Raw genomic sequence first — 17,118 nt, forward strand, 5'->3', positions numbered from 1 at the left:
ACACCGAGTTGAAATAATACATTTAAACGGTGACAGTTATCGAATGAAGCATCGAAAGAACATCTTCGGGCAGGAAAGTGTAACAAATTAATCAGCAAAAACTGTAACATTTTACTTGACGGTCACATCATCATTATAATCAATATATTCAACGCAAAAAAATACGCTTGAGGGAAAACTTTTCCTAAGCCTATTTGGTTCATATCTAATTTTTTATTGTTGAAACTATAGCCCTGATAGTTGAATTCTTAATCCTTTTTAATTTTCTTCTTATAATCTAAATGAAGCCAAAAAATTAAAAAGAGTAAAAGAATAGTAAAAGAAAATGGTATCAACCATAAATTTTCTCCATTAAGATACAGCCCCAATAACATAATTACGACCGCAGATATTGGTGCCATTACATTATAGGCTTTAGCATTATAAAACCACCCGTAAGGAAAAAAGTGAGCTCCTGTTATAATCGCAAAAAATATGATAGCATCATTTGGACTTTTTATAATTCCCCAAAAAAGTATAGGAAAATAGATAATCTGAGCCAAATTTAAGTATAAACCTAGATTTCCTAATAGATTATTTTCAAGTTTCCAATCAGCCTTTACTAAAGTAGAAATTCCAACGGATAATGGGAACATTAAACCTGTTGAAACTAACATATAGATGTTTTTCTGTTGCAATTCTATTGCCTGTAAAAATACTATTGTAATCATCGACCAAATTACAATAGCTGATAATAAAAAGCCAACCCCATTTTTCCCTCTTATTGATAGGTCATCTCTAACTTTGTTTAACTCCAAAACTTTTCACCCTTCCTTTTATTTAACAATCCTGCCCTTTCGTTTAAATGTATCTTTCACAGTCAACTATTATATTACCATAAAATTCAACCGATTTAGAATATTAAATGGGATTATAACCAGTTAAAAAGACTCCGTCAATATTGTGACAAAGCTAAAGTTAATTTAGGGTTTATTTTACTTATTTTTACCTTTCAATACTTTCCTTAAACTATACGTTATTACTTCTGCTAATTAAGATTTTGTACTCCTAAACAGAACCGTTTAACCTTTTATTTATATGTTTTATTAATTATACTCTTCCCCCCTGTTGCACAAATCAGCATTTGATAGTAAGATAAAAACACATAACTTAATTAAATTAATTAATAAACTTAAATAGCTGCTATTTTATTCCCGGAGGTTATTATGAACACGATACAACGTTTAACTTCAGAATTTCAGAATTGCTTTACCACGACCAAAAACCCCTACCATTTCTTCGCTCCTGGGCGAATTAACTTAATTGGTGAACATACGGATTACAATGGCGGGCATGTATTTCCAGCATCTATATCATTCGGAACGTATGCACTTGCACATACTCGCAACGATAGTAAATTACGTTTTTATTCTCTGAACTTTCCTGAAATTGGTGTAATTGAATGTGACTTAGCAGATCTATCCTACAACAAAGATCATGATTGGGCGAATTACCCTAAAGGAATGATCCGCTATCTACAACAATCTGGTCATACTATTGATAAGGGAATGAATCTATTATTTTACGGTAATACCCCTAACGGAGCCGGCCTCTCTTCTTCTGCTTCAATTGAAATGGTGACTGGAGTTCTTCTAGAAGAATTATTCCAATTACAAATAGATCGCGTACAAATGGTAACACTCGGTCAAAAAGTAGAAAATGAATATATCGGTGTAAACAGTGGTATCATGGATCAATTTTCAATTGGTATGGGGAAAGCGGATCATGCTATTCTATTAAACTGTGAAACGTTGGACTACTACTACGCACCTATGGATTTGCAAGATAATGTTATTATGATTATAAATACCAACAAACGGCGTACACTTGCGGGTTCCAAATATAACGAACGGAGAGCACAATGTGAACAAGCGCTAATAGAACTACAAACGAAACTGGACATTGAAAGTCTCGGCCAACTTACAAGAGAGGTTTTTGATCGTCATCACCACCTCATTCAAGATGAGATCAGAAGAAAACGAGCCAAACACGCTGTCTATGAAAACGCCCGTACATTAGAGGCCTATCAAATGTTAAAGCAAGGTGATCTAAACGCATTTGGTAAGCTCATGAACGAATCCCATGAATCTCTTCGAAAAGATTATGAAGTCACTGGTCCTGAATTGGATACCGTCGTGAAAGCTGCTTGGGAGCAAGATGGTGTACTCGGTGCTAGAATGACTGGTGCTGGTTTTGGTGGCTGTGCAATTGCAATTGTAAACAAAAATAGCGTGGAGGAATTCCAGGAAAATATACATCGCATATATCGTGAGACAGTTGGTTACGATGCAACCTTTTATATGGCTACCATCGGGGATGGGGCAAAAAAACTTAACAAGGAAGTGTTATAAATGAGTGTACTAGTTTTAGGTGGAGCTGGGTACATCGGTTCCCACGCTGTATATCAACTTATTGATCAAGGAAAACAAGTCGTTGTTGTTGATAACTTAGAAAATGGGCACAAAAAAGCCATACACCCAGATGCAACCTTTTATCAGGGAGACATTCGTAATATTGACTTTCTCCGTACTGTATTTCAACAAGAAGAAATCAACGGTGTGATTCATTTTGCTGCGAACTCCCTTGTTGGAGAATCAATGGAGTTGCCATTAAAATACTTTGATAACAATGTTTATGGAACCCAAATCTTGCTACAGGTAATGATGGAATTTAATGTAAAACACATCGTTTTCTCTTCAACAGCAGCAACGTATGGGGAACCAGATACAGTGCCTATTACAGAGAATATGGCTACCATGCCTACAAACACGTATGGCGAAACCAAACTCACTATGGAAAAAATGATGAAGTGGACAGAACAAGCACATGGCATTAAATTTGTATCTTTACGTTATTTCAATGTTGCTGGTGCACGAGAATCTGGAGAGATTGGCGAAGATCACCGTCCTGAAACTCATTTAATTCCTATAATCCTTCAAGCAGCACTTGGCCAACGTTCCCATATTACTATCTTTGGTGAAGATTATGCCACACCAGATGGAACGTGTATTCGTGATTACATTCATGTCGAGGATCTTATAAATGCCCACCTATTAGCACTTGACTATTTGCAAACAGGTGGTCAAAGCAATATTTTCAACCTAGGTAGTAGCCAAGGATTTTCGGTAAAAGAAATGATTAAAACAGCTTGTGAAGTGACAGGAAATGAAATTCCAGTACAAATCGGGGAACGTCGTGCTGGGGATCCTAGTATATTAATAGCCAGTTCAGAAAAAGCCAAGAAAATTCTTGGCTGGAATCCAACAAGAACCTCCATCACGAAAATCATCCAGGATGCATGGAATTGGTATGCCTCCCATCCGAACGGTTATGGAAAGGAGTAATCAGTAATGATGGTTTTTCAAGATATTGCAGGACTTATCGGAAAAGCACTAGAAGTAAAACTAATAGAAGATACGGATCAACTTTATGTACGAAATCAGGTTATTAATCTATTGAATATAGAAACATACCCTGAGCATATCGAAAAAATTACCGATGATTCCATCCCAAATCTAGTAGAAAAAATAATTACTTATGCAATAGATCAAGGGGTTATCGAAGATGTGTTTGACGAGAAAGAAATTCTCTCGGCAAAGATTATGAACTGTTTTGTCGCAAGACCATCTGTTGTGAATCAAACATTCTACGAAAAATATAAACAATCGCCGCAGGCTGCAACAGACTATTTTTATGAATTAAGTAAAAACAGTAATTATATACAAATGAAGCGGATATCAAAAAATATACATTTTAAATCGCAAACTGATTATGGAGAGCTGGATATCACGATTAATCTTTCCAAGCCCGAAAAAGATCCCGAACAAATAAAGCGGGAACGAGAAATGAAACCGCAAGAAGTGAACTACCCCAAATGTGTATTATGTGTAGAAAATGAAGGATATACTGGAAGAACTGCTTACCCTGCAAGAGCAAACCATCGCATCATAAAAGTACCGATACAAGACGAGAACTGGCATTTACAATACTCACCATATGTATATTACAATGAACATAGTATTTTGCTTTCGGAAGAACACCGAAACATGAAAATTAATAAGAAAGCTTTTCAACGATTACTCATGTTTACAGAGAAATTCCCACATTATTTTATAGGATCAAATGCAGATTTACCCATCGTGGGAGGATCTATTTTAAGCCACGATCATTACCAGGCAGGACGTTATGAATTTGCGATGACGAATGCAGAGAGTATTTATACATTTAAACTCGACTCATTCCCAAATGTTTATGGTACAATTTTAAAATGGCCATTATCCGTTATTCGTCTTACTGGCAAAAATATCGAAGAAATCGTTAAGGCTGGCGATCATATTCTCCAAACTTGGAAGATATATAGCGATGAAGCAGCACAAATTTTAGCTTTTTCAGAGGATACTCCTCATAATACGATTACACCAATTGCACGAAATCGAAACGGGAATTTCGAACTAGACCTTGTATTACGAAATAATCGTACGACCGATGAACATCCAATGGGAGTCTTCCACCCACATGCAGATGTACACCATATTAAAAAAGAAAACATTGGCTTAATTGAAGTGATGGGATTAGCAGTACTTCCTGCTAGATTAGAACAAGAACTGCATTCCATCAATAAATTTTTACAAGGTAAAACGGATAACATTGCCGAGTATCATAAAGATTGGGCACAGGCAATACATGAAGAATATGGAACCGTTTCAAATGAAAAAGAAGCACAAAACATAATTGAAACAGAAGTAGCGAAGAAATTTGCTCAAGTACTTGAAGATGCTGGAGTATTTAAGCAAAATGAAGATGGGATAATGGCATTTAAACGATTTATTCGTGAATTAAACGCATAAGTGGAGTGATTATATGTACATCGAGACCGAAAAAACGTCCAATAACTGGAAGCAATATACACTATCAAATGATAGTGGGATGCAGGTTAGTGTCCTAGACTATGGTGGAATTATTACAAAAGTAATTGTTCCAAATAAACATGGAGAAATGGAAAATGTAGTTCTTGGCTATAAAAATATACAAGACTATGAAAACGACCCGAATTTTTTTGGCGCGATCATTGGTAGGGTTGCGGGAAGGATTCAAAGTTCCTCCTTTCAACTTGATCAGCAAACTTTTAACGTAGATCGCAACGAAGGAAAAAATCATTTGCATGGTGGTATGAAAGGATTCCATCAAGTGATTTGGAACGTTGAACCTTTCCAAGCAGCTGATATGGTCGGTTTAAAACTCCACCACGTTAGTCCAAATGGCGAAGGTGGTTATCCTGGAGAATTACATGTAAACGTAACGTATAAGTTAACCAATCAAAATCAATTCATTATCGAATACGATGCAATTAGTGACAAAAAAACTGCATTAGCACTAACAAATCATTCCTATTTTAATTTAACTGGTAATTTAAAGGATACTATCCATCATCATACGGTAACCATTGATAGTGATCAGTTTATAGAATTAAATGAAGAATTAATGCCAACAGGAAAAAAAATAGATGTAGCTGATACCCCATTCGAGTTTCAGAACGGTAGAATGCTTAAGGACGGCTTAAATGAAGAGTTTGCCCATAACCAAATTGTAGGCGGCGGTTACGATCATTATTTTATTTTTAATCAGAGAAATAAAGAAGCTGTTCGTGTACAAGAGGAAATGAGTGGACGTACAATGCATATTTCAACGAATCAACCTGGCATGGTTATGTATACGTCAAATGCATTAGAAAAAGGTTTAAAATTAATTGAAGGTGAATCTAGAAGGTATTTAGGTGTCTGCTTTGAAACACAAGGATCACCAGCTTCTTTACATCATGACGGTTTTCCAAGTATTGTGTTGCAAGCTAATCAAGTTTATAAGAAACAAACAATTTTCACATTTGATATAGATTAGAAATAAAGAGGCAGTCCTATAGGATTGCCTCTTCTCCATTATTCAAACAACTCAACCAGTAACAAAGCGACTGCACCAAGTAATGTCGCATCATCGCTAAGCTTGGTTACAACGATCCTTGTTCGCTTAGCTTCATCGGTTAAACCTCGCTTTTCAATTGTTTCCTTAATCGATGGTAAAATGAATTTTTCCGCTTTAGATACTCCTCCACCTAACACAATTATTTGGGGGTTAATGATATGAATTAAATTCGTTAAGCCAATACCAATAACGGTACCGACTTCCCTTAATACTTGAGCATATTTTTCTTTTCCTTCATTAGCTAGTTGAAAAACCTCTTCTCCAGAATCTAGCTTTGCTAGCTTAGCAATTGCCGATCCGGTGGCAAATGTTTGCAGACATCCTCGATTTCCACATGCACAAACCTCACCATTCATATCAATCGTCATATGCCCAATTTCCCCAGCAATATCTTGTGCACCATGATATAATTTTCCTTCTATAACAACACCTGCACCAACACCACTACCTAAATTAATTGCCAGCATACTTTCGAGTAGTCCATGGTCGCCAAACCAAGACTCACCTAATGCCATGGCACGCGCATCGTTTTCTACTTTAACTACCATTTGGAATTCCTTTTCTAGCGTCTCTTTAATCGGTATGTTCTGTAACTTTAAATTTGGCGCTATCACCGATGTACCTGTTTCTATATCTACCACACCATGCATGGCAACACCGATGCCAAGTACATTACTTTTGTCGTCTACTGATTTCAAGATGCTACGAACGCTCATTGTAAGAACTTTAAGAAATTCTTCATTCCTAGTAATTTCTTGTAAAGGAGATGAAACTCGTTCATATATCTTTCCAGATAAATCAGCAAGAATGCAAACTACTGAACTCGGTCCAGCATCTACCCCAATAACATAGAAGCCATTATGATTAAGCAGAAGCATCGTTGGTTTCCGACCACCTTTTGATTCTCCTAACTCACTTTCCATAACGATTCCTTCATCGATTAACTCCTTCACAATACTACTTACTGTCGGTGGCGTTAATTTTGTTTCTTTGGCAATTTGCGCTCTTGATATCGGTTCACCTGTTCGAATTTTATTTAAAATAATTGATTTATTTACTGATTTCATCAGCTGGAATGTACCACGTTTCATAGTTAGTCCTCCATATTAATCATAGTTGCATTATATCATAGTTAATTAAATTAATTTAATAATTGACATTAAAAAAGAAGCTAACCAAACTAATGATTAACTTCTTTTCCTAATAAATAATTATTTATTTTTATTCAACACATCAAACGCTACTGCACCTAATAATACAAGACCTTTAATCGCTTGCTGCCAATCAATACCTATCCCCATTAAAGACATACCATTATTTAAAACACCCATTACAAGCGCTCCAATGACAGCACCAAATATTGTTCCGACACCACCGGTAAAGGAAGCACCACCGATAACTGCTGCAGCAATGGCATCTAACTCAAACAGGTTCCCTGCTTGAGGAGTAGCTGCATTTAAACGTCCTGCAAAAATGAGACCAGATAACGCAGCAAGAGTACCCATATTAACAAATACCCAAAACTTCATTTTTTTCGTTTTAACACCAGATAATTGAGCAGCATTTATGTTTCCACCTAAAGCGTAAATATGGCGCCCAATAACCGTTTTGTTCATAACGAACGTATATCCCAAAATTAATGCGAGTAATACTAATAATACATAAGGAATACCTTCATATTGAGCAAGCACAAATGTAAATACATTAATTACGACGATAAATATAAATAATTTTAAAACAAATAATGGAAAGGATGTAGTTTTAAAATTATATGTTAAATCTGTCTTTCTTACTTTTAATTCATATAGCACATAAATTAACGATAATAAAACACCTATGATTATCGTTAACAAATGAATTTCTGCTCCAAATACATCTGGCATAAAGGAGGAGCTTAATGCTCTAAATCCATCTGGAAAAGGGGCAAGTGTACGACCATCTAACACAACTAATGTTAATCCTCGGAAAATAAGCATTCCTGCTAAAGTTACAATAAACGAGGGGATATTGACATAAGCAACCCAAAATCCTTGCCATGCACCAATAATTGCCCCAAGTAGTAGACATAGTAATATGCCAACAATTACAGGTAAGTCTAACGTAACTAGTAACACTCCCGAGACAGCTCCAACAAATGCTGCAACAGAACCTACGGAAAGGTCAATTTCTCCAGTTATAATTATGAGCATCATTCCTATTGCTAATACAATAATATAACTGTTTTGCATAATAATATTTGTAACATTTAATGGTGTTAATAATATTCCATTTGTTAAAATTTGGAACAATATAACAATACCAACTAACGCAAATACCATTCCAAATTTTCTCATATTTTTCGTGATTAAACTTTTAATACCATCCACAGCTTACGACCTCCAACTCTGTGTCATATATGTCATTAATGTTTCTTGATCTGCATCTTTTCTATCAATGTTACCAGTGATTTTCCCTTCACATAATGTATAAATACGATCACACATACCTAGTAATTCAGGCAATTCTGAGGAAATCATAATAATACTTTTTCCTTGTTCGGCAAGCTCGTTAATCAGTTTATATATTTCAAACTTTGCCCCTACATCAATTCCCCTAGTTGGTTCATCCAAGATTAATACATCAGGATCTGTAAACATCCATTTTCCTAATACTACTTTTTGTTGGTTTCCACCACTGAGGTTAACCGTCCTTTGTTGAATAGTAGGCGCTTTAATATTAATTTTTGATTTCAATGTTTCCGCTTCTACAACTTCCTTGCTCGTATCTAAAATATTGTTATTCGATATTTTATTTAAATTAGCCAATGTAAGATTGTTTTTCACACTATCCATTAAAATTAATCCATATTCTTTTCGGTTTTCAGAAACATAGGCCAAACCATGTTTTACAGCATCGGTTACTTCGTTAAAGGTAATCTCATTTCCATCTTTAAATAGTTGTCCAGAAATTTTTTTACCGTATGATTTTCCAAATACACTCATTGCTAATTCCGTTCGACCGGCACCCATCAGTCCAGCAATACCAATAATTTCACCCTGTTTAACATGTAAATTCACATCATGTAAAATTTGCTTATCGGTATCCAGTGGATGATAAGCTGACCAATTCTTAATCTCAAAGACAATATTTTCTTTAATATTATAGGTTCGATCAGGAAATAAGTTAGAAAGATCCCGACCAACCATATCCTTAATAATTATGTTTTCTGTTATCTGATTTTCCTCTACACCATAAGTTTGAATAGTTTGACCATCTCGTAACACAGTGATCGTATCAGATACTTTTAAAAGTTCTTTTAACTTATGGGAAATCATAATAGAGGTCATACCCTGTTTCTTAAAGTCTAGTAAAAGATTAAGTAGGTTTTCACTATCCTCTTCATTTAATGCTGCAGTTGGTTCATCCAAGATTAGTAGTTTAACTCGTTTTGATAGCGCCTTTGCTATTTCTACTAGCTGCTGTTGTCCAACACCAATATTCTTAATTTTTTCTTGAGGATCAAGTTTCAGTCCTACTTTATCTAATAGTTTCCTTGTTTCAACGATGGTTTCATTCCAGTTAATGATTCCATTTCTTGCTTGCTCATTTCCGAGGAATATATTTTCAGCAATAGACAATTCCGGGATAAGAGCAAGCTCTTGGTGGATAATTACGATCCCTAGTTCTTCACTTTCATTGATATTTTTAAATTGACATTCTTTATCTTGGAAAAAAATACTTCCATCATATGTACCGTATGGGTGAACGCCACTTAATACTTTCATTAATGTGGACTTTCCTGCCCCATTCTCACCAATAAGGGCATGTATTTCACCCGTCTTCACTTTAAAATTCACATCGTCTAACGCTTTTACCCCTGGAAATGTTTTCGTTATACCTTTCATTTCCAATATCGTTTCAGTCATTACCATCACACCTTTGAATTGGAAATAAGTAAGATGATTTAGCAATGTATCATAACACCGCTAAATCATCTACTAGTCTGTTAAAGTTAATTTATTCTAATTCATCTTCAGTAAAATATTCTGTTTCGATCAATGCTTCTTTATAATTCTCTATATCTACTGAAATTGGCTCTAATAGATATGAAGGAACAACTTTATTCCCATTGTCGTATGTTTCTGTGTCATTAATTTCAGGCTCCTCATCGTTTAACACAGAATCTGCCATATCAACTGCTTTTTTCGCTAATTCTCTTGTATCTTTGAAGATTGTTTGCGTTTGTTCTCCAGCAATAATAGATTTCACAGAAGCTAATTCAGCATCCTGACCTGTAACGATCGGCATTGGATTATCAGCTGATCCATACCCTACTGCCTTTAAGGATGAAATAACCCCACGACTTATACCATCAAACGGAGATAATACTACGTCAACACGTTCACTTGAATAATGTGCACTTAATAGGTTATCCATACGTTCTTGAGCCTTAGCTCCATCCCAACGCAACGTTGCTCCTTGTTCAAAGTCAGTTTGACCACTTTGAACAACTAATTGTCCATTATCAATATATGGTTGTAATACAGAAATAGCTCCATCCCAGAAGAAATAGGCATTATTATCATCTGGAGAACCAGCAAATAATTCAATATTGAATGGACCTTCTCCATCAGCTAGACCTAATTTTTCTTCAATATATTGTGCTTGTAATACACCAACCTGGAAATTATCAAAGGTTGCATAATAACTTACATGGTCACTGTTCATGATTAAGCGATCATATGCAATAACTGGAATGTCTTGGCTTTCCGCCTGTTCCAATACATCAGTCAGTGCTTCCCCATCAATTGAAGCGATTACAAGAATATCTACACCTTTTGTAATCATATTTTCGATTTGTGATAATTGGTTTTCCACAACATCTTCGGCATATTGTAAATCTACGTCATAACCTAGTTCTTCGAATTCTGCCTTCATATTATCTCCGTCATAAACCCATCTTTCAGAAGATTTCGTAGGCATAGCAATCCCAACTGTTTTTGAATCGCCATCCCCACTCGAACTATTGCTACAACCAACCATCGCAATAGCCAAGATCAAAATTCCTAGGATCCAACTAATTTTCTTCATTATTTTTCCCCCTATTCATTATTAGTTGAGTTATTGATACGAGGTAAATTTAGATAACGCTTTCAGATAGCGCTTTCATAATGCTGTAAAAAAATATGTATCTACTACGTAAAAATAACCACTAATAAATTGTTCGTACAATATTAAAATATCACCCTTATCTTGTACGTACATTTATTATAAAATATTAAATTATCCTTTGCAATAGAAATTTCAAAATTTTTAAGATAAAACTTTTTCTCATTAGTTTGTAACTGTTTATATAGATTGCGCATTAACTTAATATGAAAAACGTGGTGAAATTTGAGATTAAAAAGAACCACCTTAGTAAGATGGTCCTATGTTGTAACCCGAGAAGATAGTAACTCTCTAGTAGATGCACGAATAACGATTTCTGGTGCATAAACAACTGTCTTAACTTGTTGATCACCATTCGTCATTCTTTTGTTTTTTCCTTTAATTAAATCAATAATCGTATGAGCAGCTTTTTCGCCAAGCTTACTTTTGGGATGTTTAATGGATGTTAGTTTTACTTCGGAAACTTCCGCAAAAAATGAATCATCATATCCAACCAAGGATAGATCCTCTGGTACACGCAAATTCTTTGCACGTAATATATCTAGAAACTTCATAGCCAGTTCATCGTTATAGCAAACAATACCTGTGATGCCGTGGTGTTGATTCTCTAGTAATTTCGCTAATTCGTCCGTAGGCTTTGAGTTAATATCTTCCGTTGTATACGTAATAATGTTCTTTGGATTGATTGCAATGTTGTTTTTACGATGTGCTTTTAAGAATCCCTTCATTCTTTTAGTCCCTTGGGCATCATCTGTCTTAAAGCATCCAGCAATGTTTTGATGTCCTAAATGAATTAAATGTTCCGCTTGCAAATACCCACCTTTTTCATCGTCCATCACTATACTAATTGGCTCAAGTTCATCATAATCGGCATTAATCATAATATAGGGAATAGATTGGCGCTCAAGCTCTAAATAAAGGGCAATATTAGGATTAGAATAAGCACTTTTTGTCGGTTCAACAATAACGCCATCAAAATTTTGAGAAAGTATTTTTTCCAATATATTTCGTTCATTGTCTTGGTTATTATTAGTACTAAAAATACTGACTTGATACCCTGCATCACTAAGCTTCGCCTCAGCACCTCTTATGATTGACGGGAAAATATAATCAGAAATATACGTGGTAACTATAGCAATATTTTTTTGTGATTCTTGTTGAAGTTTTACATTCATTTCACTTCGATCGGCACAAAATGTTCCGGAACCTTGCTCTCTATATAACCACCCCGTCGTTACTAAATCCCCAATAGCTAGTCGAACCGTATGTCTACTTACACCAAATTCTCTCATTAATTCACTTTCCGAACTTATTTTCTGATGCGGGATATAAATCCCATCTGCAATCTTTTCTTGGATCGCATTTTTTACCATATTGTATTTTGTTGTCATTTAACCAGCCTCATCTCCATACATCATTGTGTCTGATGACTTATTCGTATAAGTACAGAATATCATATTCATTTAGTAAATTACATATGTAAATAAATGCAGAGATCTACACTCGTAAATCTCCGCATTTGTACATTCTTATCATATTATCTCCAAATGGCTTCCGATACAGTTAATTCATTTCTCAACTGTCTTACATTCGTGTTGTTATCGATAACAACACACTCCATTCCAACCATATCAGCATAATCAAATAACTGATCCGCAGTCACATGTAGTGAAAATACAGTATGATGAGCTCCACCTGCATAAATCCATGACTCTGTGGCTTCGCTTAGGCTAGGTTCTGGTTTCCATAATACCTTTGCAACTGGTAAATTCGGTGTTTCTTCTTTCGGTTGAACCGCTTCAACCTCATTTACAACAAGTCTATATCTTCCACCTAGTTCAATGAGAGATGCTACTACTGCTTCTCCACCACGGCCATCAAATACTAGTCGAGCTGGATCTTCCTTTCCACCGATTCCAAGTGGATTCACAACAACTTTTGGCTTAGTTGCCGTAACTGTAGGACAAATCTCTAACATGTGTGACCCTAAAATCATTTCATTTGCAGGGTCCAAATGGTACGTATAATCTTCCATAAAGGAGGTTCCTTGATTGCCAGAAATGACTTTCATCATTCGAAGTAGTGCTGCAGTCCTCCAATCACCTTCTCCTGCAAAACCGTAACCTTGAGCCATTAATCGTTGTGCTGCTAAGCCTGGTAACTGCTTCATGCCATGAAGATCTTCAAAATTAGTAGTAAAGGCATTGTAATTACGTTCTGATAAAAAGGCTTTTAACCCTAATTCAATTTTTGCCTGTTCCATGATGGAATCTCTTACAGGTCCTGGTTCACTTGCCTCATGTGGTAGCTCATACAATTCTTTATATTCCTTATATAGTTTTTCTACTTCGGAATCAGGTATTTTTGCCATCTCCTCAACCAGATCACCAATACCATAATAATCAACCGTCCAGCCAAATTTTATTTGAGCTTCCACTTTATCCCCATCTGTAACGGCAACATTACGCATGTTATCTCCAAAACGAGCAACCCGTATATTTGTTCCTTCCGTTACGGCAACAGCTGTTTGCATCCAGCCTGCTATTTTGTTTAAGACAGCATCACTTTGCCAATATCCAACAACAACTTTACGGGCAATATGTAAACGTGTTCCAATGAATCCATACTCCCGATCACCATGAGCAGATTGGTTTAAATTCATAAAATCCATATCAATTTTCTGCCATGGAATATCACGATTATATTGAGTATGTAAATGTAATAATGGTTTCTGCAGAGCTTTTAACCCAGCAATCCACATTTTTGCTGGAGAGAAGGTATGCATCCAAGTTATTAAACCAGCACAATTTTTATCACTATTTGCATCTAACATTAACTGATGGATATCATTTGCATTTGTCAGTACATCTTTAAAAACTATTCTAAAAGGTAGATTACCAGTTTCATTGATTACTGTTGTCATCTCTTTTGCATGATCTGCGACTTCTTGTAGTGCTTCCTCTCCATATAAGTGCTGACTTCCCGTAACAAACCAAAATTCATAAGGCTTGATTGTTAACATATCTATTCCCCCAATATATATTAGTTTTTCGACCTAAGTGATTTTAATCGTTTCATGACGTTATTTTCACCTCGACCAAAATAATCATGAAGTGTCGTATATTCCTGAAATAGCTTTTCATAAATAGATACGTTTTCAGGAATTGGTTGGATTACCTCGTCTTTTATACGAGCCATATTTTTCGTTGCATCTAAGATCGTATCAAAGCCCCCATTTGCTTTCCCAGCAGCAACTGCTCCAAACATAGCCGCTCCTAATGCTGGGGTTTGGAAGGAATCCGCAATTTTAATTGGACGATTCGTAACATCCGCATAAATTTGCATTAATAATTTGTTCTTATGTGGTAACCCACCACATGCATATAACTCATTTACTTCTACACCATTTTGATGGAAAGCATCTACAATTTTTCGGGTGCCAAATGCTGTAGCCTCTAACAATGCACGGTATATCTCTTCGGGCTTCGTCTGTAATGTCATCCCAACTAACATGCCACTTAACTCCGTATCAACTAGTACTGAACGATTACCATTCCACCAATCTAGCGCTAATAATCCGCTTTCGCCAGGTTTATACGTAGCAGCTTTTTGTTCTAACCATTGATGAACATCAATACCTTCTTCATTAGCAGCAATTTTGACATAGTCTGGAACAGCTTGATCAACATACCACGCAAAAATATCTCCTACTGCAGACTGTCCAGCTTCATAACCATAAAATCCTGGAATAATACCATCTTCTACTACTCCGCACATTCCTTCTACATGTTTCTCTTCATCACCTAAAAGCAAGTGACATATAGACGTTCCCATTACCATGACCATTTTACCTGGTTCGGCAACTCCCATAGCAGGAACGGATACATGTGCATCCACATTTCCAACTGCAACAGAGATTCCCGATTGTAAACCAGTAAGTGCAGCCATTTCTTCTGTCAGCTCACCAGCTTTGGTACCTAATGGAACAACTTCGCCACGTAATTTCGTTTCCGTTACATCCTCTAAGCGTGGATCAAGTGCTTGAAAGAATTCCTTACTCGGATAGCCCTCTTGCTTATGCCAAATGGACTTATATCCAGCAGTACAGCTGTTTCTTATAAGGTTGTTCGTTAATTTGGATATGACCCAATCTGTTGCTTCTACAAACTTGTCTGTCTGTTCATAGATTTCTGGTGCTTCATTGAGTATTTGCCAAATCTTCGCAATCATCCATTCAGATGATAGTTTTCCGCCATATCTAGGTAAAAATTGTTCCCCCATCGTTTCCGCAATTTCATTTAAACGATTCGCTTCATCTTGTGCAGCATGATGCTTCCATAACTTTAACCAGCTATGTGGATTATTCTTTAAGTCTTGATGAAAGCATAACGGTTCACCGTATTTGTCAACCGGTAACATGGTACAAGCTGTAAAATCAATTCCTAGTCCAATAATGTCATCAGGATGTACACCAGATTCCTGTAATACTTCTGGAATCGATTGCTGTAAAACTTCGATATAATCCTGGGGATGTTGTAAAGCCCACTCATAATCCAATTTTAAATTCGATTCAGGTAAATACTCATCGATAACACCATGTTTATAGGGCGTAACATGATCGGCAATTTCCTTTCCATCCTCAAGTGAAACCAAAACCGCCCTACCTGATTCTGTTCCATAATCGACTCCAATGGTATATTTTTTTGTCATCACCTTATCCCCCTTATTTCTTTTGTCCATAATATGCGTTCGAACCATGTTTTCGTAAAAAATGCTTATCTAGTAATGCTTGATCCATAGGCAATATCGTCGGATTCAATTGATACGTATGTAAAGCCATTTTGGCAACTTCTTCTAATACTACCGAATTGTGAACCGCTTCATGCGGATCTTTTCCCCAAGTAAATGGTGCATGACTATGTACTAGAACACCTGGCATTTGATTAGGATCCACCTCTTTAAATGTCTCTACAATGACATTACCTGTTTCCTTCTCATATGCTTTATTAATCTCTACATGGGTCATAGGTCGTGTACATGGTACTGTCCCATAAAAATAGTCACCATGAGTTGTGCCTAATGCTGGTATACCTTTACCAGCTTGTGCCCAGCTTGTTGACCAAGGAGCATGTGTATGGACAACTCCACCAATATCCGGAAAATTTTTATATAAGACGATATGTGTAGGCGTATCTGAAGATGGGTTTAACTCTCCTTCTACTACTTTTCCATCAAAATCAACAACGACCATATCATCTACAGTTAATTTTTCATACGGAACACCGCTGGGCTTAATAACGATGAGTTCCGATTCCCTACTGACACCGCTTACATTTCCCCAAGTAAAAGTTACGAGATTATATTCTGGTAATGCTAGATTTGCTTCAAGTACCTTCTGTTTTAAATCCTCTAACATTTTTCCACACACCTTTCCTGAAAAATATGTACGTATGAGAATGTATGTATACGTTTATATTAATATAATTTGTACGTACATGCAAGATGATAATTTGAAATGATTATGCATTTGTTATAGATAGGTAGCTTTACAGGGTGGTTGCTTCTAAGTAATGGATTCTTAATGTGTAAATGATAGAAAATGTGACGTAATTGTAACGTGATCTCCGCTCCAGAAATACACTTCACTTTCCTCGGGAGTCTTCGTGTATTTCCTATGCTAGTTAAGTAGTAACACTTTTCTTTAAACAAGAAATCACCATTAGCGGAGGAAGAATATGAAGACTCCTCGAAAATATAAACCAATTTTCTTCGTGCGATGCAATGCTGCTGTAGCTTTCCATGTCCTGTGGGAACAGCACGTGTCCGAAGACCCCGGATAGATGCGCCTGCGTCTACAAGTAACGCTTCGAAGAATATTTCCTCGGCGCAAGGGAACAAAGAAGCATATTCAAGTAGTACCCTGGCTGAGGCCGGACCCACGGCAAAGTAGACACT

13 protein-coding genes and 1 pseudogene are annotated in these 17,118 nt (G+C 36.2%); 5 read left to right on the forward strand and 9 right to left on the reverse strand.

The window, feature by feature from the left end; genetic code table 11:
- A pseudogene (locus ACFSTA_RS20840) lies at window positions 1-91 on the forward strand (ATP-binding protein); the annotation flags it as partial.
- A 157-nt stretch (window positions 92-248) separates the two neighbouring features.
- On the opposite strand, the gene ACFSTA_RS07415 reads toward ACFSTA_RS20840, so the two are convergent.
- A complete protein-coding gene (locus ACFSTA_RS07415; protein WP_377555967.1) occupies window positions 249-797 on the reverse strand; it encodes a DUF7010 family protein in 549 nt (182 codons plus the stop codon).
- A 408-nt stretch (window positions 798-1,205) separates the two neighbouring features.
- On the opposite strand from ACFSTA_RS07415, the gene ACFSTA_RS07420 reads away from it, so the two are divergent.
- The 4 genes from ACFSTA_RS07420 to ACFSTA_RS07435 are packed head-to-tail and all read left to right on the forward strand — an operon-like array spanning window position 1,206 to window position 5,934.
- A complete protein-coding gene (locus tag ACFSTA_RS07420; protein WP_377555968.1) occupies window positions 1,206-2,390 on the forward strand; it encodes a galactokinase in 1,185 nt (394 codons plus the stop codon).
- Window positions 2,391-3,383: a UDP-glucose 4-epimerase GalE gene (galE, locus tag ACFSTA_RS07425; RefSeq protein WP_377555969.1), complete on the forward strand. Its 993-nt coding sequence runs from the start codon at window positions 2,391-2,393 to the stop codon at window positions 3,381-3,383.
- Between the two features lie 9 nt (window positions 3,384-3,392).
- Window positions 3,393-4,886, forward strand: coding sequence for a UDP-glucose--hexose-1-phosphate uridylyltransferase (galT, locus tag ACFSTA_RS07430; RefSeq protein WP_377556443.1), 1,494 nt, complete (start codon window positions 3,393-3,395; stop codon window positions 4,884-4,886).
- Window positions 4,887-4,899: 13 nt separating this feature from the next.
- Window positions 4,900-5,934, forward strand: coding sequence for an aldose epimerase family protein (locus ACFSTA_RS07435; protein WP_377555970.1), 1,035 nt, complete (start codon window positions 4,900-4,902; stop codon window positions 5,932-5,934).
- A 38-nt stretch (window positions 5,935-5,972) separates the two neighbouring features.
- Here the strand turns inward: ACFSTA_RS07435 and ACFSTA_RS07440 are convergent, their stop codons facing one another.
- The 8 genes from ACFSTA_RS07440 to araD all read right to left on the reverse strand — a co-directional run bounded on the left by ACFSTA_RS07440 (window position 5,973) and on the right by araD (window position 16,579).
- Window positions 5,973-7,106: an ROK family transcriptional regulator gene (locus tag ACFSTA_RS07440; RefSeq protein WP_377555971.1), complete on the reverse strand. Its 1,134-nt coding sequence runs from the start codon at window positions 7,104-7,106 to the stop codon at window positions 5,973-5,975.
- Between the two features lie 120 nt (window positions 7,107-7,226).
- Complete coding sequence (mmsB, locus tag ACFSTA_RS07445; RefSeq protein WP_377555972.1) at window positions 7,227-8,381, reverse strand: multiple monosaccharide ABC transporter permease; 1,155 nt, start codon at window positions 8,379-8,381, stop codon at window positions 7,227-7,229.
- Window positions 8,382-8,384: 3 nt separating this feature from the next.
- Entirely contained in the window at window positions 8,385-9,920 is a 1,536-nt protein-coding gene (mmsA, locus tag ACFSTA_RS07450) for a multiple monosaccharide ABC transporter ATP-binding protein (RefSeq protein ID WP_377555973.1), read from the reverse strand.
- 91 nt (window positions 9,921-10,011) lie between these two features.
- Complete coding sequence (gene chvE, locus ACFSTA_RS07455; protein ID WP_377555974.1) at window positions 10,012-11,085, reverse strand: multiple monosaccharide ABC transporter substrate-binding protein; 1,074 nt, start codon at window positions 11,083-11,085, stop codon at window positions 10,012-10,014.
- A 338-nt stretch (window positions 11,086-11,423) separates the two neighbouring features.
- The gene (locus ACFSTA_RS07460; RefSeq protein ID WP_377555975.1) at window positions 11,424-12,554 is read right to left on the reverse strand and encodes a GntR family transcriptional regulator; all 1,131 of its coding nucleotides are present in this window, start codon (window positions 12,552-12,554) and stop codon (window positions 11,424-11,426) included.
- Between the two features lie 146 nt (window positions 12,555-12,700).
- Window positions 12,701-14,185: an L-arabinose isomerase gene (araA, locus tag ACFSTA_RS07465; RefSeq protein ID WP_377555976.1), complete on the reverse strand. Its 1,485-nt coding sequence runs from the start codon at window positions 14,183-14,185 to the stop codon at window positions 12,701-12,703.
- 20 nt (window positions 14,186-14,205) lie between these two features.
- Entirely contained in the window at window positions 14,206-15,873 is a 1,668-nt protein-coding gene (locus ACFSTA_RS07470) for a ribulokinase (RefSeq protein ID WP_377555977.1), read from the reverse strand.
- A 13-nt stretch (window positions 15,874-15,886) separates the two neighbouring features.
- A complete protein-coding gene (gene araD, locus ACFSTA_RS07475) occupies window positions 15,887-16,579 on the reverse strand; it encodes an L-ribulose-5-phosphate 4-epimerase (RefSeq protein WP_377555978.1) in 693 nt (230 codons plus the stop codon).
- Between the last annotated feature and the right edge of the window lie 539 nt (window positions 16,580-17,118).

The sequence above is a fragment of the Ornithinibacillus salinisoli genome, assembly GCF_042684965.1.
Lineage (GTDB): Bacteria > Bacillota > Bacilli > Bacillales > Amphibacillaceae > Ornithinibacillus > Ornithinibacillus salinisoli.